Below are 21171 nucleotides of genomic sequence, written 5' to 3' on the forward strand. Positions count from 1 at the left end.
AAATCCCTTGAAGACTCAAGGGATTTTCTTTATTTCACATAATATACTCTAGCCTCAAATGGTTTTAATGATAATGATGTGTCAATGTGTGCTTCAATTGCATAGTTATTTAAAACGATATCTTCTGAGTTATATTGAATATTTTCTGATTGTAATGTCACTTCCTGATCAGATAAATTTCCGATAACATATAACTTTTCATTATCCAGCGTTCGCTCATATGCAAATACATGTTCATCTTCTGCATATATTAATTTGAAATCACCATAAGTAACAATATCATGTGATTTTTTAAATTGAATCATTTTTTTGTAGAAGTTTAATACTGAATGCTCATTTCTTTCTTCTTCCTGAACGTTAATCGTAGTATAATTCGGATTAACTTTCATCCATGGGTTACCTTCTGAAAATCCAGCATTTTCACTATCGTCCCATTGCATCGGTGTTCTAGAATTATCTCTAGAATTGAATTGCAGGTCAGCAATAATGTCTTCTGCTTTTCTACCCATAACAAGATCCATATTATAGATATTTTTCGCATGTACATCATCAAACTCATTAATATCGGTAAACGGATAATTCGTCATACCGATTTCCTGGCCTTGATAGATGAATGGTGTGCCCTGTTGTAAGAAATATACTGCACCATGTGCTGTTGCACTTTCCATACGATAGTCCTCTGAACCCCATGTAGAAGGTATTCTTGGTCGATCATGGTTTTCTATAAAAAGCGCATTCCATCCTCTGTTATGAAGTCCTACTTGCCAGTTATTCAATACATTCTTGTATTTTAAGATGTTGAGTTTCTTGTCATGAACCTCCCAAAGTTTAAGATGTTCAAACTGGAAGACCATATTGAACTTGCCATCTTCTTCTCCAACCCATTCATTTGAGTCTTCAATCGTAACTCCATTTGCTTCACCAACAGTCATGATGTCGTACTTCTCAAATGTTTCTCTCTTTAATTCTTCAAGGTACGTCTGTATGCCAGGCTGATTCATGTGTCGCGTAAATGATGGTACATAATCTAATCCTTCTGGGTTTTCAATATCACCTTTATCAAATGATTTCTTAATATGACTAATCGCATCTACTCTGAACCCGTCAATTCCTTTATCCAGCCACCAGTTAATCATATTATAAATTGCATGACGCATGTCTTGATTATCCCAGTTTAAATCGGGTTGTTTTTTACTGAACGTATGGAAATAATATTGTTCAGATACCGGCTCATATTCCCATGCAGATCCTTCAAAGATACTTGCCCAGTTATTCGGTTCTTTTCCCTCTTTACTATCCTGCCAAATATACCAGTCTCTATACTCTGAGTTTTCTGATGTCTTTGCTTCTATAAACCAAGGATGCTCATCACTTGTATGATTAATGACAAGATCCATAATGAGTTTCATGCCACGTTGATGCGTTTCAAGTAATAATCGATCAAAGTCTTCCATCGTTCCAAAGTCACTCATAATATTTTGATAATCACTAATATCATAACCATTATCATCATTAGGTGAATCATAGATTGGAGATACCCAAATAACGTCGATCCCTAATTCTTTTAAGTAATCTAGTTTTTCTGTAATCCCATTAATATCGCCAATACCATCACCATTTGAATCTTTAAAACTTCTCGGATATACCTGATAACAAACTGCTTCTTTCCACCATTGTCTTTTCATTGCTTTCTCCTTAGTGCATTTTTACTCGTTTACATTTTTAATTCTTGCTGTTGTTTCTGCATCAAAGAAATGTGCTTTGTTCATATCAAATGCTAATGTAATCTTATCTCCTGCATATAAATCATTACGTGCATCTACTTTAGAAATAAATTCCTGTCCTTCTAATTGAGAGTAGATCATCACCTCTGAACCAAGTAACTCACTTACTGTCACTGTTGAATCAAATGAAGTTTTTAATGAGGCATTGATAAATAAAGTCTCATCATGAATATCTTCAGGGCGGATACCGAATTTAATATTTTTGCCTACATATCCACGTGATTTTAAAGATTTCATAATACCACCAGGAACTTCAAATGTTTTATTGCCGATAACTACACCATTTTCAGTAAGTGTCGCATCAAAGATATTCATTGGTGGGGAGCCGATAAACTCCGCTACAAATATATTTTCTGGATGATCATATACTTCACGCGGTGTTCCAACTTGCATAATATCTCCATCTTTTAATACGACAATACGTGATGCCATCGTTAACGCTTCTGTCTGGTCATGTGTTACATAGATAGTCGTTGTCTGAATTCTTTCATGTAATTTTGAAATCTCCGCTCTCATTTGAACACGTAATTTAGCATCCAGGTTAGATAATGGTTCATCCATTAAGAACACTTTTGCATCACGGACAATTGCACGACCTAATGCAACCCTTTGACGTTGTCCACCAGATAATGCTTTTGGTTTACGATTTAAATATTCTGTAAGTCCTAATATTTCAGCTGCTTCATGTACACGGCGCTTAATCTCATCTTTTGGTAACTTTCTTAATTTTAAACCGAATGCCATATTATCAAATACCGTCATATGTGGATATAACGCATAATTTTGGAATACCATTGCGATATCACGATTCTTCGGTGCAACGTCATTCATTCTTACACCATCAATTGTAAATTCACCTGAAGTAATATCTTCTAGTCCTGCAATCATTCTTAATGTTGTTGATTTACCACACCCTGAAGGTCCAACAAATACGATAAATTCTTTATCCTGGATCTCAAGATTGAAATCTTTAACGACTGTATTGCCACCTGGATATGTCTTTTTAATATGTTCTAATTTAATATTTGCCATGATATCACTCCTATGCCCACCACATGTTTGCAGGCGTTTCTTTTATTAGTACTTCTTTTAAGTTCTTAACTGCTGTGCTAAACCCTTCATCGACACTCATCAATGGGTCTTCATGTTCAATGCTGACTACATAATCATAGCCATAAGTTCTTAATGCACTCATCATATTTGACCAGACAAATTTGTCATGTCCACAACCCACACTTCTAAACGTCCAGCTGCGTGTTAGAACATCTCCATACGGCTGCATATCTAACAATCCATACATATTGACATTATCCTGATCAATATATGTATCTTTAGCATGGAAATGATGAATCGCATTCTCTTTACCTAAAATTTTGATTGCTGCTACGGGATCAATACCTTGCCACCACATATGACTCGGATCTAGATTTGCACCAATATATTCATTTGTAGCTTCACGTAATTTCAACATAGTATAAGGTGAATGCACTAAGAATCCACCATGTAACTCAATACCAATCTTTACATTATGCTCTTTTGCAAGTTCCGCTATTTCTTTCCAATATGGAATAAGTTTTTGTTCCCATTGCCATTCATAAATATCTTTATACTCGGTTGGCCATGCTACTACTGGCCAGTTTGGATATTTACTATTATCATCTGCACCACTTGTACCACTAAAGCAGTTCACAACTTGAACATTCATCAATGATGCTAGTTTAATTGATTTTCTTAAAGCATTATCTGAATCAACGCGTTCAGCTTCATTTGGTGAAATCGGATTACCGTGACAACTAAATGCACTGATCATCAATCCTCTTTTAGAGAATTCTGCTAAATATTCCTCACGTGCACTTTCTGATGCCAGCAATAAATCTACATCAATATGTGCACTACCAGGATTTCCTCCTGTTCCTACTTCAACCGCTTCTAAACCTGCTTTATGTGCATAATCTAACATTTCTGTAAATGATAAATCATTAAATAAAGGATTGAATACGCCTAATTTCATCGTGATCTTCTCCTAACTATTTTGAATTTTTATTGCTTTGTTTTGTGCACTGCTTAAGTAAATTGCTTCAATAATTTTAGATACGTTACGTGCTTCAACAGATTTCACTTTTAATACTGAATCATGCAAGATTGTTCTAATAAAATTGCTAGCCTGTAAATACTCGAAAGTATTTTTCTCCTGCACGTAATCTATCGTAGTTGTCGTCATCAAACCTTCTGAAGCTGTATTGTATTTCATATCAAATACATTAATGCCGCCTTTAGTACCTGCTATACTAATGAATTCTTCATCATGTTCAATATTTGCTGCCCAACTTGTTTCAAATAACATTGAAGCCTGATTATCAAACTTAACATATGCTGTAACATGGTCATCAACTTCAAAAGTGGATGCATCAAAATTTCCCCATTCATTGACGATGTCATGGTTGTCTTTACTTAAACGATTATATGTCGTTCCATTTACTTCAATAGGTTTAATATCTCCTGCTAGCCACATCGCTAAATCTAGTAGATGACATCCATAATCAATCAATGAACCGCCACCTTGCAGATCTTTATTCGTAAACACACCCCAACCAGGTACTTTACGACGTCGCATTGCTTTAACGTTAATTACAAGAGGTTCACCGATACCGCCTTGATCAATGATTTGTTTGGCTGCTATTGCTTCTTTCATGAAACGATAATGATATGCGATATGTAATACGCCTTCACTATGTTCCTCTGCTTCAATCATCGCATCACACTCTTCACTCGTTAATGCCATCGGTTTTTCACACATCACATGGACATCTCGATTGAGTGCCTGGATTGTATAAGGTGCATGAAACTTGTTCGGAGTAGTAATGATTACTGCGTCTACTGCTTCAAGCATTTCTTCATACGTATCACAAACATGTGCTATACCAAACTCAGTTGCCACAATCTTTGCTTTCTCAGCATCGATATCATAAATATGACTTACACTAACTTCCTGGAACTGCTGGAATGTAGGGATGTGTCTACCTGTTGCGATTCCTCCTGCTCCAACGATACCAATCTTTAATAGTTCCATTTAAATCTTCACCACTTTTTTCTCTTGTGCTGATTGTAAAGCTTTTACGATTACATTTAATGATGCTAATCCATCCTGCCCATCAACTGGTACTGGTTGACCACCTTGAATCGCTTCAATAAATCGCTCTATCGTACCTGTTGACGTTTGTGCGTCATTTGTTTGTATCTTGCCTAATTTATATGCTTCTTTATTGCCTTCTTCATCAATAAAGATATAGTTAAATTCAGAATCTGTGTTAAGTTTTAATATGCCTTTTTCACCATAAATTATTGTACTGTTATCTTCTTCACCCTTGTACACCCATGCAGCACTCATTGTTCCAATTGCACCACTTTTAGTTTTCAAAATAAAGACTGCATTATCATCAACAGTACCTTCTTTTTCACTTGTTTCGATCATCGCACCAACTTCTGTGAACGTTTCATTCAATAAATAATGCATTAAGTCAATTTTATGAACACCTAGATCTCCCATAGCTCCAATAAAAGCGCGTCTTTTGTCAAAGAACCAGCTATTTGCACCGTCCACACTCCATGACTCTGGACCAGCATGTCCAAAAGTTGTTTTGAATGAATAAATTTTGCCTAGCTTACCTTGTGAAAGTGTTTCGCGAGCTAGTTCATGTGCTTCTGTAAATCGTTGATTTTGAGCAATCATTAATTGTTTTCCTGAGTTTGTTGCTGCTTCGATCATACGCTCTGCATCTTCAATCGTTGTTGCCATCGGTTTTTCACATAAGACATGCTTTCCTGCTGTTAAAGCTTCTATCGCAATCTCAGCATGTAAATAGTTTGGTGTACAGATACTAACTGCATCAATCGAATCATCTTGTAGTAATGCTTTATAGTTATCGTAACTTTTGCCACCAAATTGTTCTGCATATTCAGAAGCACGCTCCTGTACAATATCACAATATGCAACGATATTTACATCTTCTAAAAGCTGATATTCAGGGATATGTCTATGTGTAGCAATGCTACCTACTCCAATAATACCTACATTTAATTGTGCCATATTATTCACCTTTCTGTAACGATTCTATCGGTTGATGATTACCATACGTTGGATATGTTGATCGAGTTGGTTTCACCCAATTTACTGCATTCTTAATGACTTTTTGAACATATTCGTTATGGTATGTCGGATACGTTTCATGACCAGGTCGAAAGTAGAAAATCTTGCCGTTACCACGTGTAAAAGTAGCACCACTTCTAAATACTTCTCCACCTTCAAACCAACTTAAGAATAATAATTCATCTGGTGCCGGAATATCAAAATGTTCACCGTACATCTCTTCTTCTTCCAGTTCAAAGTATTCTGGCAGACCTTCGGCGATAGGATGTGCAGGATTGATTACCCAGATTCTTTCTTTTTCTCCTGCTTCTCTCCACTTTAAATCACAGCCTGTACCCATGAGTTTCTTAAATACTTTTGAGAAATGTGCACTATGCAAGGCGATAAACCCCATACCTTCTAAAATTCTTTGATGCACTTTCTCAACAATTTCATCACTGACTTCATCATGTGCTTTATGTCCCCACCAAATTAATACATCTGTTCGATTTAAGACTTCTTCTGTTAAACCATGTTCAGGCATATCAAGTGTTGCGGTCGTTACATTACCTTCCAGAAAGTCTGCAATCACTTTATGAATGCCTTCTGGATAATGAAGTCTCACTTTTTCTGATTCTTTTTCGTGTCTATATTCATTCCATACTGTAATATTCATCTTCTCGCTCCAATCATTTGTGTTGAGTTTCTTTCAATTATTGTTGTAGGAATAATCACGTTATATATCGGAAATGCTTTATCTGATAATAGTTCAATTAAATTCGTTGCTGCTACTTTGCCAAGTGATTCCGGATAAATATTGACGACAGTTTGTGATGGACATGCAGTTTCACTTAAAAATGAGTCATTAAATGTTGCGGTCTGCATTGTTTCAGGTACATTAATTTTCATCTGATAAAGTATATTTAATACTAACAAGTTCATCATACTGTCAGATGTAATCAAACCACTAAATCTTTCAATATTAATTTCTTTAAATATAAATTCAGCTTCTTTTAATTCAAGCGTGCCTTCTAATACTCCATAATCAATACCGTGTTTTCTGCAAACATTGATGAATCCCAATTCTCTATCTTTACTTACTTCATAATCACCTTGTTCACGAATAAATAGTAGGTTTTTGTGACCAAGCTCTACCATATATTCCGTTAACTGTTCGCTTGCCTTTACGTTATCATTATCGATATACATAACAGGATAATTATCATCAAGCGCTTTACCGATCACTACAAACGGAAAAGATTTCGACTTTAGATAATCTGTTACTTTGTCTTGTTTTGAGTATAGTAAAATAACACCGTCAATCATACGACTATCTATATAATTCTTAACTTCTTTAAATAGTGCTTGCTCATCGATACTTGTTGTCGTAATCGTTGAATATCCATTCTCTTTACAGACCTTTGAAACACTGATTAATACGTCAGTGAAAAATGGGTTCTGTCTCATTTCAATCGAAGCAGTCTTTAACACGAGTAATATTGTTTTTGTCTGTTTCGTTACAAGATAACGTGCAGATAAATTTGGTGTATAACCTATTTCGTCCATTACTTTCTGTACTTTCTTCTTTGTTTCACTACTGATACCGCTATGATTACTAATCACACGCGATACAGTAGAAGGTGATACACTCGCTCTTTTAGCTACATCCTTAATTGTTACCAACTATTTCACAGCCCCATCCGATACACCTTTAATAATATGTTTCTGTGCAAAGAAGTAACCGATAATAACCGGTATGATTGATAAAGTTAATCCTGCTAAAGCTAAGTGCCACTGTTTCGTATATTGTCCAAAGAAGAAGAATAATTTAAGTGGAATCGTTTCCTGACCAGCACCTAATACTAAACTTGGTAATAGGTAGTCATTCCAAATCCAAATAATATTTAAAATACCTACTGTAACTGAAATTGGTTTTAACATCGGGAATATGATATACCAGAAAACCTGCCATTTACTTGCACCATCAATCATAGCTGCTTCATCTAATGATTTCGGGATACTTTGCAGTGCCCCGTGATATAAGAAAATAGATAAACTTGCACCGAAACCTAAGTACATAAAGATTAATCCACTGATATTTAAGCTTTGTAAATCACCAAATATCTTAACAAGTGGAATCATTACTGATTGGAAAGGTATCAGCATCGCTGCAACGAATAAGAAGAATATGATGCCTGAAACCTTACTTTTATTACGATTTAAAGCGTATGCTGCCATACTTGAGAAAATGATAATTAATGTTACTGCTATCACTGATACAAGCACTGAATTAAAGAATGTACGTAAAAACGATAACTGTTCAAAAGCATCTTTAAAATTCTGGAAAGTAACGTTTGCCGGAAGTTTTAAAGTATTATCAAAGATTTCTAACTTTGTCTTAAAAGCATTTACAATCATCAGGTAAAACGGTGATAACCAAATTAAACCTAAAATAATTGCTAATATTTCCAATCCCCATCTTCTGACTTTAGCCATTACATTTCCACCTCACGTTTCTTGTTATAGTATACTTGCGTTAAACTAATCACTGTTACGATAAGGAAGAATACAACCGCTTTCGCTTGTGCTTCACCCATGTGATTCATCTTAAATGCTGTATCTACAATATCCATCGCTAACATTTTCGTAGAGTTACCTGGACCACCATTTGTTAAAGATAAGTTCTGATCATAAATTTTAAATGCACCTGATAACGTTAAGAACATACATACTGTAAATGCAGGTGCTACCATTGGGAAGGTAATATTTTTGAAACGTTGCCAAGCATTCGCACCATCAATTTCTGCCGCTTCCAGTAAATCATCTGGTACATTTTCTAAATATGCGATGTAGATAATCATAATGTAACCTGCCATTTGCCATGTTGAAAGGATGACCATTCCCCAGAAACCTGTATGTGTATCACTTAACCAACCTTGCAGTGCAGTAGAACCAATTGCTTCACCGATCATTGCAAATACTTTCGTAAATATAAACTGCCAGATAAACCCTAGAATTAATCCACCGATTAAGTTGGGCATGAAAAATACTGTTCTTAGTAAATTCTTTGATTTAATCTTGCTTGTTACAATTAATGCTAAACTTAAACCGATAAAGTTAATAACGAAAATCGCCGCAATCGAATATTTAAATGTAAACATTAATGCATTGATAAATGTATCGTCTTTTAATAAATCAACATAGTTCTGAAACCCTACAAATCCAGGTGTTTGACTAACATCTCCATTCCAATTGGTAAATGAATAGTAAATACCATATATAAACGGAATAATAATTACCATAAATAAAGCTACTAATACAGGTAATAAAAATAACCAGAAAGCTAAACTTTTCGTCTTCATATGCTCACTCCTTTGTTTAAAAAAGGGAGAACCACCGAAGCGTTCTCCCTTAAGTTTTTATTTACGCGCTTTTGCCCAAGCATCTTGTGATTTTTTGACTGCTTCATCAAATGATAATTTACCTGTTAAATAATCTTGTAAATAAGCACCTAAAGCATCGTCAGTGTATCCAGTTGGATAACCTTTGAATACCCAAGCAGAAGTTTTACCTTCTTGTGAATATTTGTAGATTTCTTTTGATAATGGATCTGAAATTTTATCAGTATCATAGTCTTTATAAGCAGGAATAAATTTAAAATCTTCTACAACGATTTTCTTACCTTCTTCAGAAGTGTATAACCAGTCTAAGAAATCTTTTGCTGCTTTTTGAACTTTTTCATCTGATTTTTTGTTAACTGCCCAGTTGTTTGCAACCCCTACAGGCATTGTAACTTCTTTATCACCAGTTGGAACTGCGATTAAACCAACATTTTTCGCAAGCTCTGGGTTTACACCTTCAACTGTAGGATAAGCCCAGTTACCTTGTTGAATCATTGCAACTTTACCAGTTGAGAATAATTCTTCAACTTGTTGAGAGTAATCTAAAGATGCAACAGGTTGTTTTGAATATTTGTTTTGAATATCTAAGTATTGTTTTAATTGATCCGCTTTAGAGAATTTTAAAGTTTTTGCTTCAGAAGCTTTTTTAATATCATTATCAAAGTCAGTTGCTAAGAACATGCTTGAAGCATGGTCACTTAATACCCATTTCTCTTTTGCAGGTAAAGCGAATACACCAGAAAGTTTTAACTCTGATTTTTTAGCATCGATTTTTTCCGCAACTTTTTCTAGATCATCTAAAGTTTTAATGTCTTCAGCTTTAACACCAGCTTTTTCGAAGATTTCTTTGTTGTAGATTAAACCATATCCTTCCTGGTTCATTGGGATACCGTAAGTTTTACCATCTTTTTGAACAGGTGCTAATAAATCTTCGTTAATTACTGCTTTAGTAGCTTTCATATCTGATAAATCAGCTAAACGATTTTTGTGTACTTCTAAATCTTCTGGACCACCGATATTGAAAATATCCGGTTCATTTTTTGAAGCGATTTTTGCTTTTAAAGCTTGACCGTAGTCGTTACCACCACCAACAGTATCGATATTAATTTGAACATCAGGATGTTCAGCCATGTATTTTTTCGCCATATCTTCAAACTGTTGTTTGAATTCTACTTTGAACTGGAATACATTTACTGTTGTTTTGTCTCCATCTTTTGCAGTACCTCCGCCTGAGCCTGAGTTACCACAAGCCGCTAATACAAGTGTTAATACAATTAATGCTACCCACGATAAATACGTCTTTTTCTTCATCGTCAATCTCCTTTTGTATAGTTTTTGGGAAAACGTTTTCATTTAATACATCTAAAGATTATCACATTATTTTTGACAATGCAATATTTTTTTGCAAACGATTGCATAACTTTTTTTTTAAAAAAAAGCTCTTGTGAATTAGAGCTTTTTTAACATACGAACTATATAACACGCCTAATCAACACTTAAATAAACTTACTGCTTTTTTCGTATCATTGATCATCTTCATATTTGAGTCATAATGGCGAACTAAATAAGTATAGAAGATAACATCAATTGTAAATAACTGAGACATTAATGAACTCGTTGCGGCATATCTTAAACTTTCTTCTGTACTTGCATCATGTAAAACCATAATATCACTGTAGTCTTTAAACGCACTTTCAGCATTACTTGTAATAATTGCAGTCTTAGCATTATAATGTTTACTCATCTTAAGTAACTTCTGTATTTCTTCACTTTGACCGCCACTTGAAATACCGATGAATAACGTATTGTCTTTGTGTGTCGCGATGTTACCTGAAATTAAATGCGTATCTAATATACATTGCACATTAATACCTAGTCTCAAAAATTTCTGATAGAAATCCTGAGCGACTAAATAAGAAGCACCTATGCCATATACTATAATACATTTTGCTTCTTCAATCGCTGATACTAAACTTTCGATATCTGTTTCATCAAGTAATTTTGATGTCATTTCCATAGAATATTGAGCTCTTGATAGTAACTTATTCTTTAAAGATGCTATCGTCTCATCTTTTTCTATTTTTTTAAACACACTGATATCTTCATCTGGTATATGTCTTGAAATATTTACTTTAAACTCATTAAATCCTTTATAGTTCATCTTTTTCACAAAGCGAATCACTGTTGCAGAACTCGTACTAGTTATATCGCCAATCTGTTTAGCATTCAATTGAACTGCTTCTACTGGATTATCAACAACATAATTTGCTACACGCTGTTCTTGTTTCGTTAATTCATTCAAATGTTCCTTAATATACATTAGGGGGTTCATATTATACCTCGTCTATTGATTGTGGTGCAGTCATTTCTTTAGTAGTACCAAAGAAATAAGTTGCTAAAAATCCTCCTGCATAAGCTGAAAGTAAGCCTGCAATATATCCTAAGTACATATTATCAGAAATTAGAGGGATTAAGCTAACGCCACTCGGTCCAATTGCAACTGCACCTACTTTACCAATACCACCAACAACAGCACCACCGATACCACCTCCAATACAAGCAGTAATAAATGGTCTACCTAGAGGTAAGGTTACCCCATAGATTAAAGGTTCTCCAATACCAAGAATACCTACTGGTAATGCACCTTTAATTAAATTAGTAATCTTAGCATTCTTTCTGCATTTAACCCATAAAGCAATTGCTGCCCCAACTTGACCAGCTCCTGCCATTGCAAGAATAGGTAATAGATAAGTTGCACCTGATTGATTGATCATTTCAATATGAATCGGTGTTAATACTTGGTGTAAACCAAACATTACTAATGGTAAGAAAGTTGCACCAAGTATAAAGCCACTGAATGGACCACCAATATTTAGTACCCAGTTAATTGTTCCTACAAGACCATTTGATACAAAACCTGCAAGTGGCATAATGATGAAGATTGTCGCAAGCCCCATAATAAGTAATGTTATAAATGGCGTTACAATAATGTCAATCGCATTAGGTACAATTTTATGCAACTTTTTCTCAATCATTGATAAGATCCAGACTGCAAAGATAACACCGATAATACCACCTTGACCTGCAGCAAGCGGTTGACCTGTGAAGACGTTATTTATCGGTGCTTCCGGATTCATACCCATCAGTAGTGTCGTACCACCAATAACGCCACCTAAACCTGGCGTTGCTCCAAATTCTTTCGCTGCATTAATACCAACATATATAGTTAAATACGCGAATAAACCATTTTTGATCACATTTAATACATCGACATACATTTGCCATGTTTCAGCATCAAGTTGTTTACCGACAATTAAGTTAGAGAGTACAGCTGCGATACCACCAATTAAACCTGCACCTACGAATGCCGGAATTAAAGGTACAAAGATATTGGCAATACTTCTTAATATACGTTTCAACTTGCTGTCATTTTTTCGATTCAGATTACTTTTAAACAGGTCCGCTTCGCGTTCTACACGTTCTTTGTTACTTAAATTACTATGTTTAATTTCTTCTCCTAAAGGTACACCAATAATACTACTCATTTCATTTGCAACTTTGTTAACAGTACCTGGCCCCACAACTACTTGAAGCATGTCGTCTTCAACAATCCCCATGACACCATCAATGGCTTTCAATCCATCAATATCAACTTTGTTATAATCCACAATACTCATACGTACACGTGTCATACAATGAATCACTTTCTCTAAGTTGTCCTTCCCTCCAACGTTTGCAAGTATCTCTTCAGCAATTCTACGTTCCTTTGTCATTAATATCCTCCCTTTCAATTAGCTCGAATAAAGCCATCATTATTTTTTAAATATTCAAGAGCACTGTCTTTATCAAAATTATGTAACCCCATTACAATGGCAACCTTCACCTGATGTTCACTTTCTTCAAATAATGCTTTCGCCTTAACTCTATCTAAAGCTGTCACTTCAGAAATTATACCGATACTTCTTTCTACAAGTTTTTCATTCGTTGGTTGTACATCAATCATTAGATTCTGGTACACTTTTCCGATTCCAACCATAATACCAGTTGAAATCATATTTAATATTAACTTCTGGGCAGTACCTGATTTTAGACGTGTAGAACCTGTTAATATTTCAGGTCCAACCGCAACGTCTATACCATGTCGCGCGATTTTTCCAATATCAGAACCGGTATTACATGATATTGCCCCTGTGAGCGCACCCACTTCGTTTGCAAACTTTAACCCACCGACAACATAAGGTGTTCTACCACTTGCTGCAATACCGATAACAATATCTTTATCAGTAATATTTAAGTGTATTAAATCATCTTTCCCTAGCTGTTCGTCATCTTCTGCACCTTCAACAGCCTTAATCATTGCCTTTTCTCCACCAGCAATTAAACCGATTACCTGCTCCGGAGTAGTGCCGAAAGTAGGCACACATTCTGCGGCATCTAATACACCTAATCTACCACTTGTACCTGCTCCCATATAAATAAGTCGACCACCATTTTTAAATAACGGAATACTCTCAGCAATTAAATCAGCAATTTTTTCTTTTTCTTTTTCAATAGCAATGGCTACTTTTTGGTCTTCCTGGTTCATCACTGTAACGAATTCAATAGGAGATAAACGATCTAAAGCCATTGTATTAACATTTCTTTGTTCAGTTGCTAATCGATTTAAATCCACATAACTCACTCCTTTACAAATTTAAATTTTGTACCACTGCCGATTAATTCAATTAACGATAAGTCGTCTTCAATGATTGACCCTATAACATTCACCGCTTCATTGTCAGGTAAATCTTTTTTAGTAATTTGAAGTTCATTCATGTATCTACCGTACAAATGGTTATCGATAGTAATAGTACCTTTCGGACGTGAAATACAATTATGTGGTGTAACTTCATGATGATAATTTTTACGATGAAATTCAGAACGTATAACATCACGAGCCACATCCAGACGGTTATTTTGTTCTACACCATATAAATAATGATATTTATCAGTTAGTTTAACTCTTAGTAACACACATTCATTGCTAATCCACTCTTCTAACTGATCTACTATCATTTCAGAAATACGCAGGTCACCCACCACGACTAAATCAACTTGCGCTCTTTGTAATGATTTATAAGCTATTAGAGGATGTACCGCTCTATTATCTTCAAGCGTAGGTAAACCTTTATATACGGGACCTCGGAGTTCTGTTCCACAAATAAAAGCCATGATTTTAACATCAGGAAACTTATACTTCAGTGCATTGTTCTGTTTAGAAAAATATTCTGAATCTAATCCCGTTTCAGGTCGAGGATAATAATTATGCATTACAACTACATTTGAACAGTCAAAATTGTTCCCTGATAAGGTTCTTAAAATATTTAAACCATCTGTACTTGCATTTAATACCACTTTAGAATGACTTCCCCAGTTCATGATGCGTGTAATATCAACTGATTCATCAAAACGAATTGCATCTAATCCTGACCATTTATCGTAGCCTATCTCTGACTCTATAAAATCAAACAACTCAGGATTGATATCTACAATTATCGTTACATCTTGACCCACTAATTGTTTTAATGCTCTGAGCTTAGCAAACTTGTCCAAATGAACTTCTTCAGGTATTTGTAATGATGTAAAGATTGTATTGAACCCTCTATTTATCATTTGATGCACATACGCTTCATTAATTTGACTTAAATATACAGAGAAACCAAGCATTAATTACACTCCCTCCTGTAATCGCTTTCATTATATCACCTCTCGAAATATAAATTCAATAAATTAATTAAAATAATATTTTTTTGTATTTATATTTCATAATTAATTAAGTGTAATTTTCTAATAATTCTTAAAAATCTAATTGACAGAATATTCTTTTAATAATAAGATAATTTAAGTAATGTTTAATTTCATGCACAACAAAGGGGAGAAATGTATGGAGAAAAAATTAGAAAAGAAAGTTTTAGGGGCGAGTTTAATCGGATCTTCAATCGAATGGTTTGATTTCTTCTTATACGCCTCTGTCGCGAGTCTCATATTTAGTAAGCAGTTTTTCGTAACAGATGATCCAACGGTTTCAAATTTAATCGCATATTTCGGTTTAGCGTTATCATTCTTTATTCGACCCTTCGGCGGTATCTTCTTCGCCCATATTGGGGATAAGATGGGACGTAAGAAGACACTGGTTATGACACTTTTATTAATGGGGTTAGCAACTGTTGCTATCGGTTTCATACCGAACTACGAAACAATCGGCATCGCTGCACCTATTCTTTTATTACTTTGTCGTTTAATTCAAGGTTTAGGAATCGGTGGAGAATGGGGAGGCGCATTATTACTGGCAACAGAATATGCGCCAGCTGAAAAGCGTGGTTATTTCGGTAGTGTTCCGCAAATGGGTGTAACAATCGGAATGGTGTTAGGCTCACTAACATTCTACGTAATGACAGCAGTAACTACTGAAGAACAGTTCAATTCATTTGGATGGCGTATTCCGTTTATCTTCAGTGGTGTATTAGTATTCTTCGGTTTATGGATTCGTAAAGGTTTAGATGAAACACCTGACTTTAAAGAAGTTCAGGAAAGCGGGAAAGCACCGAAAGTACCTTTATTCCATACTTTGAAATATCACTGGAAAGAAGTATTGATTACAAGCGGTGCGAAATTTGTTGAAACAGCACCTTTCTATATCTTCGGAACATTTATTGTAGGATATGCTACAGAGAAACTTGGCTTAAAGTTTGAAAATATCATGTTGATTGTTATGACATCAGCTGTATTAACGACAATTCTTATCCCAATATACGGGAAACTGAGTGACAGAGTTGGACGTAAGAAACTTTATTTAATCGGCGCATTCGCAATGTTTCTTTACATGTTCCCATACTTCTGGTTATTAGAACATAAATCAACTGGCGCAGTATTTATCGCAACTGTTATCGGATTAAGTATTATCTGGTCACCGATTACTGCAGTTCTTGGTACAATGTTCTCAGAAGTCTTTAATAAAGAAGTACGTTATACTGGTGTTACGTTAGGTTATCAAATTGGTGCTGCACTAGCTGGTGGAACTGCGCCGATGATTGCAGAATACTTGATGGGCAAATTTAACGGCTCTTACGTACCAGTTGCCATCTACATCATGGTCATTGCAGTCATATCTATTATTTCAGTATTATCAATTAAGAATAAGAAAGCTGAAGATTTAGTGCACACTTCAATCAATTAGGAGGAAGTTATGCAATTCTATAGTGATGAAGCAATCGAACAAGTCTACAAAATGCGTCATGCCATCGAGGATGTGAAAGCAATCCTTAATGATTTAAATGACGACAAAATAATCATGAAAGAACGAACAGTACTCGAAGTACCAGGTACACAAAATACAATGTTATATATGCCATGTATCAATACGAAAAGTAACTACTCAATTCTTAAGACCATTTCGATATTTCCGGAAAATAAATCAAAGCCAGTATCGCAAGGTGTTACATTACTTAGTGATTTGACAGACGGAACGCATATCGCAAATCTTGAAAGTAGCTACTTAACACGCCTGAGAACAGGTGCGATGAGCGCCATTGCTACGGATAAGTTAGCTAAGCAAGGCGCAGAAGTGCTATGCGTTATCGGAACTGGTGGAATGGCATTCGAACAAGTATTAGGTGTTATTGAAGTGAGGAATATAAAGACGATTAATCTTTATAATAGAACTTATGAGAAAGCGAAAGACTTTAAACAACGACTCGAAGACTTTGGTGTTACGAGTGACATTCAAGTGTTCGATGATGTAACAGAAGCTGTTAAAAATGCCGATATTATTAACTGTGCCACACGCTCAGAAGAAAGTGTCTTTGACCATAAAGACCTCCAAGCAAGCGTACACATTAATGGTGTCGGATCATACTTACCTGAAATGCGAGAAATCGATACGATTTCAATCAAGCATGCTGACACAATCGTCCTGGATGATTTACATGGTGCACAGCATGAAGCAGGAGAATTCATTCAGGCTGAACAAGACGGGCATTTCGATTTCAATCAGGCAACGTTATTAAAAGATTTAACTGACAAAAATAAAACAGAAGGCGTAACCATCTTTAAATCAGTTGGCGCCGCTTATTATGACCTGGCAGTGACAACTGGGGCGTATAAATTGCTAAATGCATAACAAAACCCGACAGTGGATGGCACTGTCGGGTTTTATTTAGAAAAAATGTTACTCACTTTCCTCATACATCATATATAGACCCTTCATCTTGTTCTTAAATGAATTTACATACTCAACAGGTTCTAATATCTTTACACGTGGGAACACACGATAACACAGAAAATAAACATCCTCTTCTGTCATATTTACTGCAATTTTATAATTCCCGTTCGGCAACCTTAAATACTCACGCTTAATCACAGGGTTCTCTTCTTTAAACGTTTGAAAATATGAAGCATCAATTTCTAAAATAAGCTTCGACTTCGTATCAAAATCTCTTTCCGCTTCCTTTTTACCATATTGCTTCACCTGTATGATGTCGATCATCTTTAAGGTATTCACTTCACCTTTATAGAAATAATGTAAATAGAAGTGATAATATTGGTATGAAATACGGATTGGCGTGATACCACGCTCAGTTATCTCATTACCATCCTCATCATAATAAGTCACACTCATCTTAACGTTATTATTTATCATTTCCTGAATTTCTAAGAGATGTGGAGGAAAGACTTCCTGATCCATTTCAAAATCTTTCATAAACGCATGGATATAATGCTGTTTAATATTATGTGTCTTATATGTACTCTTAACAAATTCTATCGTTTCTTTAGATAAATACGGCGTTAAGCTTTTAATCTGTATCAACATGCTTAATAACGCTGCAGTATGATCATCCACTTGAGGAGAAACTAATGTATACGCACCTTTATGTCTTAAATAATCAATCTTGCTTAACTCAGCGTGCTCATCTAACTCACGTTCACTTGCATTAATAAATTGCTCTAATGCTTTTACATAACGTAATACTGAACGTTCTCCCCTGCCATATCGTTGTTTTAAATACTCTAAAGAAACGTATTTATTATTGTTCAGCAAGAAATATAAATCTAGCATTGCTGATGACTTATTATCAAAATGCTGGCTCATCCCAGTTACCTCATAAAATGTATTTTTCTATATTATATGATATTTAATATAATTGAACATCATGACAATTTTTGTCCGTTTCAGATCAAAAATACCGAGACATGGGTCTCGGTAGATAATTTAAAGCTATTAATTAGAGATGTTTCACATACTTTTTAATTTAGAAACTTTATTTTTATTCTTCGATTTGATTTGTTAAATCTATATAGTTTTGTTTATTCTCTTCTTGAACTTTACTGCCAGCTTTATCAAATTTATCTGAACTATTATAGACATTTTTTTCATAATTTAAAGTCATACGATCATCAATTAAATTTATTTCTGCAATACTACCAGATTTGAAATGAATGACTTTTCCTTTTATTTCTCCATCATCTTGCCACTGACCTGAATCATCATACTCAGTATGAAATATGGAAACCTTCTTGCCTTTAATCGTAAGTATTTCTTCAAATGAATTTTCACCAGCTAATGGATTATAAAAATGATATTCCCCATTATATGGATTTGTTTGGACCTTTTTCTCTTCTTTTTTACCACAAGCTACTAAAAGTAATAGACAAGAAAGTAAAAGAATTATAGATTTTTTCATGTTAATCCTCCCTTAAATTAATTTTTTATAACGGGTTAATTATAATAAACTAACATGTCAAAAAATGTCGGGTTTAAGAAATTTTTTTATATAGAAAATTAATTTACGGGAAAATCAATCCATAAGCGACGATTAGGTTACTTTTATGCAATGCTAGTGATGATATTTCATATAATTTTTGTCCATAACAACTTAACAACGAGACAAAAGTCTCGTTGTTATTCTAAAAAATCTATAAGTATACTAGACTTAATAACTTGCCCACTTGCTTGAACTAATATATTCTGTCATTGTATTTCCATTTGATCCAGCATCATTTGCTGCATAATAATACCATTTTTCTAAATCAGAATTATTTTTCGTATGGAAAATAACTGCGCTTGATAACATTGGTTGCTCATTATATCCTTCCCTATATGAATAGAAGAACGTAATATTTTTATAAACATCTACGACTCTTGAATAGTCATTTTCATTCGATGCTATAGATGTTTGAGTTCTTAAAGGTTTACCATAAACCTTTAACATCTTAGTTCTATAAATTGTTCTAAATTCTCTTATATTTTTATCCACGATACGAGTAATTTTTTTATTTTTACTACCTATTTTACTTGATGATTGAAAATCAACGTATGCTACATCAACTTCTTCATTATAATATGAAGGATATTTACCTAATGAAGAAGGCCAGAATTCCCTATATCCTTGTCTATAGAAGTTTGAGTTAATATATTTCCCGACTTTCGCACCTATTACGAATCCATCCATCGACAATTTACCAGCCTTAGCTTTTTTAGCAACACTTGGATTTGAATAATCAATATTTGCTTTAGTAGCTTCCGCTTCATTTACACTTACCAATCCACTTACTAACAAACTTGCTGCAACACTCGAAACTAATAATTTCTTCATACTGTCATCTCCTTATATAATCACTACTTTTTTATTCTAATTGTTGCAAGTGACAAAAATTGTCTTGTTCATATAGTATTTTGATAGTTGATATATTAAATAATATTTCTGTTATCACTACATACTCCTACCATTCACTTTTATGAAGTACCATTGGACCACCTGAAAATATACCGTACTTCTTATCAATACGTTTCCACCCATTTACTTTACTCACAGTTGGACTTTTAGTTAACTGAACTTGCAATAACTTATAACCTGATTTAGGCTTTTTAGTTTCAAAATCTATCTTTCTTAAATACTGGAAACGAACATTTTTATAATATTCTACTTTTAGCTCTTCTGTCCCATCAAGCGTAGATCCAAAATTCAATGTTGTTAAAGGCGCACCATAATATTTTCTGATGATTGTCGGAGTATATTTTTGACTACCTGTAGCAGAAAAAGTTAATTGTGTTATGTATCTCTTATTAATTGGTCGATGTGATGTAAAATGAGCATAACCAAGACCAATTTTATTCGAAACAACAGCATCTACATATTCAGGATTCTTCAAATTATTTAATCCAATAAAAGAGTATCCTTTCTTACCTTTGTAATATCCAATAGATTTCCCTAATTGAAGACCACTAAGCGTGAGCTTACCTGCTTTCGCTTTACTGATTGTCGACTTACTTAATAAGTTTAATTTTGTTGCTGCTTCTGCATCATGTGTTCCTGTTAATCCTACTAACATCGATCCTGCAAGAATAACCGTTAACATTTTTTTCATTGCTATTCACCTCTATGTATTTTGTTTAAGTATTATGTACTTAATAGAATTATATATGCATTCTCAGACAAATTTTGTCTTACTGAATTAACTTTTTACCACAAAAAAAGCCCAGATTTTCATCTGGACTTCAGTCTTTACTTCCATTCACTTTTCTTAATTGCTGGATAGTATTCTTTGGTCTTAAGTACTTTTCTGAATTTCTTAATCTCAGCAGTTGTTTTAAAGTTATTTAAATGTACACTAATCAGTTTCTTACCGATTTTAATACCGTTTGGAGCTAACGTACTATGTTTAATCTTATTTACAACCGTCTTTGATGTTAAATTATATTTCGTTGCTGCATCCGCTTCATTCAAACCAGTACCACACAATAACAAACCATCAGCAAGTGTTGACACTAATACTTTCTTCATCAGTTGACCCCCTTAAGTTTATTATATGACTTATCTATAAT

21 protein-coding genes are annotated in these 21171 nt (G+C 34.4%); 2 read left to right on the forward strand and 19 right to left on the reverse strand.

Going from position 1 to position 21171, the window contains the following annotated elements:
- Positions 1-29: 29 nt before the first annotated feature.
- The 14 genes from BFS35_RS09340 to BFS35_RS09405 all read right to left on the reverse strand — a co-directional run bounded on the left by BFS35_RS09340 (position 30) and on the right by BFS35_RS09405 (position 15017).
- Entirely contained in the window at positions 30-1685 is a 1656-nt protein-coding gene (locus BFS35_RS09340; protein WP_099581300.1) for a glycoside hydrolase family 13 protein, read from the reverse strand.
- A gap of 21 nt (positions 1686-1706) precedes the next feature.
- The gene (locus tag BFS35_RS09345; RefSeq protein ID WP_099581301.1) at positions 1707-2816 is read right to left on the reverse strand and encodes an ABC transporter ATP-binding protein; all 1110 of its coding nucleotides are present in this window, start codon (positions 2814-2816) and stop codon (positions 1707-1709) included.
- Positions 2817-2826: 10 nt separating this feature from the next.
- Positions 2827-3795, reverse strand: a complete 969-nt coding sequence (locus BFS35_RS09350) for a sugar phosphate isomerase/epimerase family protein (protein ID WP_099581303.1) — start codon at positions 3793-3795, stop codon at positions 2827-2829.
- Positions 3796-3807: 12 nt separating this feature from the next.
- Positions 3808-4854, reverse strand: a complete 1047-nt coding sequence (locus BFS35_RS09355; protein WP_099581305.1) for a Gfo/Idh/MocA family protein — start codon at positions 4852-4854, stop codon at positions 3808-3810.
- A complete protein-coding gene (locus tag BFS35_RS09360) occupies positions 4855-5871 on the reverse strand; it encodes a Gfo/Idh/MocA family protein (protein ID WP_099581307.1) in 1017 nt (338 codons plus the stop codon).
- 1 nt (position 5872) lies between these two features.
- Positions 5873-6586: a ThuA domain-containing protein gene (locus BFS35_RS09365; protein WP_099581309.1), complete on the reverse strand. Its 714-nt coding sequence runs from the start codon at positions 6584-6586 to the stop codon at positions 5873-5875.
- Positions 6583-7593 carry a LacI family DNA-binding transcriptional regulator gene (locus BFS35_RS09370; RefSeq protein WP_099581311.1) on the reverse strand — a complete coding sequence of 337 codons (1011 nt, stop codon included), beginning with the start codon at positions 7591-7593 and terminating at the stop codon, positions 6583-6585. The genes BFS35_RS09365 and BFS35_RS09370 overlap by 4 nt, the downstream gene beginning before the upstream one ends.
- Complete coding sequence (locus tag BFS35_RS09375) at positions 7594-8406, reverse strand: carbohydrate ABC transporter permease (protein WP_099581313.1); 813 nt, start codon at positions 8404-8406, stop codon at positions 7594-7596.
- Positions 8406-9272 (reverse strand): carbohydrate ABC transporter permease, encoded by an 867-nt coding sequence (locus BFS35_RS09380; RefSeq protein ID WP_099581315.1) that lies wholly within the window; start codon positions 9270-9272, stop codon positions 8406-8408. Before BFS35_RS09380 ends, BFS35_RS09375 begins: the two co-directional genes overlap by 1 nt.
- A gap of 57 nt (positions 9273-9329) precedes the next feature.
- Entirely contained in the window at positions 9330-10622 is a 1293-nt protein-coding gene (locus tag BFS35_RS09385; RefSeq protein WP_099581317.1) for an ABC transporter substrate-binding protein, read from the reverse strand.
- A gap of 178 nt (positions 10623-10800) precedes the next feature.
- Complete coding sequence (locus BFS35_RS09390; protein WP_099581319.1) at positions 10801-11643, reverse strand: MurR/RpiR family transcriptional regulator; 843 nt, start codon at positions 11641-11643, stop codon at positions 10801-10803.
- Between the two features lies 1 nt (position 11644).
- On the reverse strand, positions 11645-13084 hold the full coding sequence (locus tag BFS35_RS09395; protein WP_099581321.1) for a PTS transporter subunit EIIC: 1440 nt from the start codon (positions 13082-13084) through the stop codon (positions 11645-11647).
- Between the two features lie 14 nt (positions 13085-13098).
- Positions 13099-13983, reverse strand: a complete 885-nt coding sequence (gene murQ, locus BFS35_RS09400) for an N-acetylmuramic acid 6-phosphate etherase (protein WP_275068226.1) — start codon at positions 13981-13983, stop codon at positions 13099-13101.
- Between the two features lie 5 nt (positions 13984-13988).
- Positions 13989-15017, reverse strand: a complete 1029-nt coding sequence (locus BFS35_RS09405; RefSeq protein ID WP_099581324.1) for a MupG family TIM beta-alpha barrel fold protein — start codon at positions 15015-15017, stop codon at positions 13989-13991.
- A gap of 217 nt (positions 15018-15234) precedes the next feature.
- Here BFS35_RS09405 and BFS35_RS09410 point away from each other — a divergent pair, with 217 nt between their 5' ends.
- Together BFS35_RS09410 and BFS35_RS09415 are read left to right on the forward strand one after the other, a co-directional pair.
- A complete protein-coding gene (locus BFS35_RS09410; protein ID WP_099581326.1) occupies positions 15235-16527 on the forward strand; it encodes an MFS transporter in 1293 nt (430 codons plus the stop codon).
- Positions 16528-16536: 9 nt separating this feature from the next.
- Positions 16537-17469: an ornithine cyclodeaminase family protein gene (locus BFS35_RS09415; protein WP_099581328.1), complete on the forward strand. Its 933-nt coding sequence runs from the start codon at positions 16537-16539 to the stop codon at positions 17467-17469.
- A 48-nt stretch (positions 17470-17517) separates the two neighbouring features.
- Here BFS35_RS09415 and BFS35_RS09420 read toward each other — a convergent pair whose 3' ends face one another.
- From BFS35_RS09420 to BFS35_RS09440, 5 genes are all read right to left on the reverse strand, one after another.
- A complete protein-coding gene (locus BFS35_RS09420) occupies positions 17518-18438 on the reverse strand; it encodes a WYL domain-containing protein (RefSeq protein WP_099581330.1) in 921 nt (306 codons plus the stop codon).
- Between the two features lie 175 nt (positions 18439-18613).
- Positions 18614-19030: a hypothetical protein gene (locus tag BFS35_RS09425; protein WP_099581332.1), complete on the reverse strand. Its 417-nt coding sequence runs from the start codon at positions 19028-19030 to the stop codon at positions 18614-18616.
- A gap of 249 nt (positions 19031-19279) precedes the next feature.
- Positions 19280-19942 (reverse strand): hypothetical protein, encoded by a 663-nt coding sequence (locus tag BFS35_RS09430; RefSeq protein WP_099581334.1) that lies wholly within the window; start codon positions 19940-19942, stop codon positions 19280-19282.
- A gap of 127 nt (positions 19943-20069) precedes the next feature.
- On the reverse strand, positions 20070-20714 hold the full coding sequence (locus tag BFS35_RS09435) for a hypothetical protein (RefSeq protein ID WP_099581336.1): 645 nt from the start codon (positions 20712-20714) through the stop codon (positions 20070-20072).
- Between the two features lie 137 nt (positions 20715-20851).
- Positions 20852-21130, reverse strand: coding sequence for a hypothetical protein (locus BFS35_RS09440; protein WP_099581338.1), 279 nt, complete (start codon positions 21128-21130; stop codon positions 20852-20854).
- Between the last annotated feature and the right edge of the window lie 41 nt (positions 21131-21171).

The sequence above is a fragment of the Macrococcoides goetzii genome (genome assembly GCF_002742385.2).
Classification (GTDB): Bacteria; Bacillota; Bacilli; order Staphylococcales; family Staphylococcaceae; genus Macrococcoides; species Macrococcoides goetzii.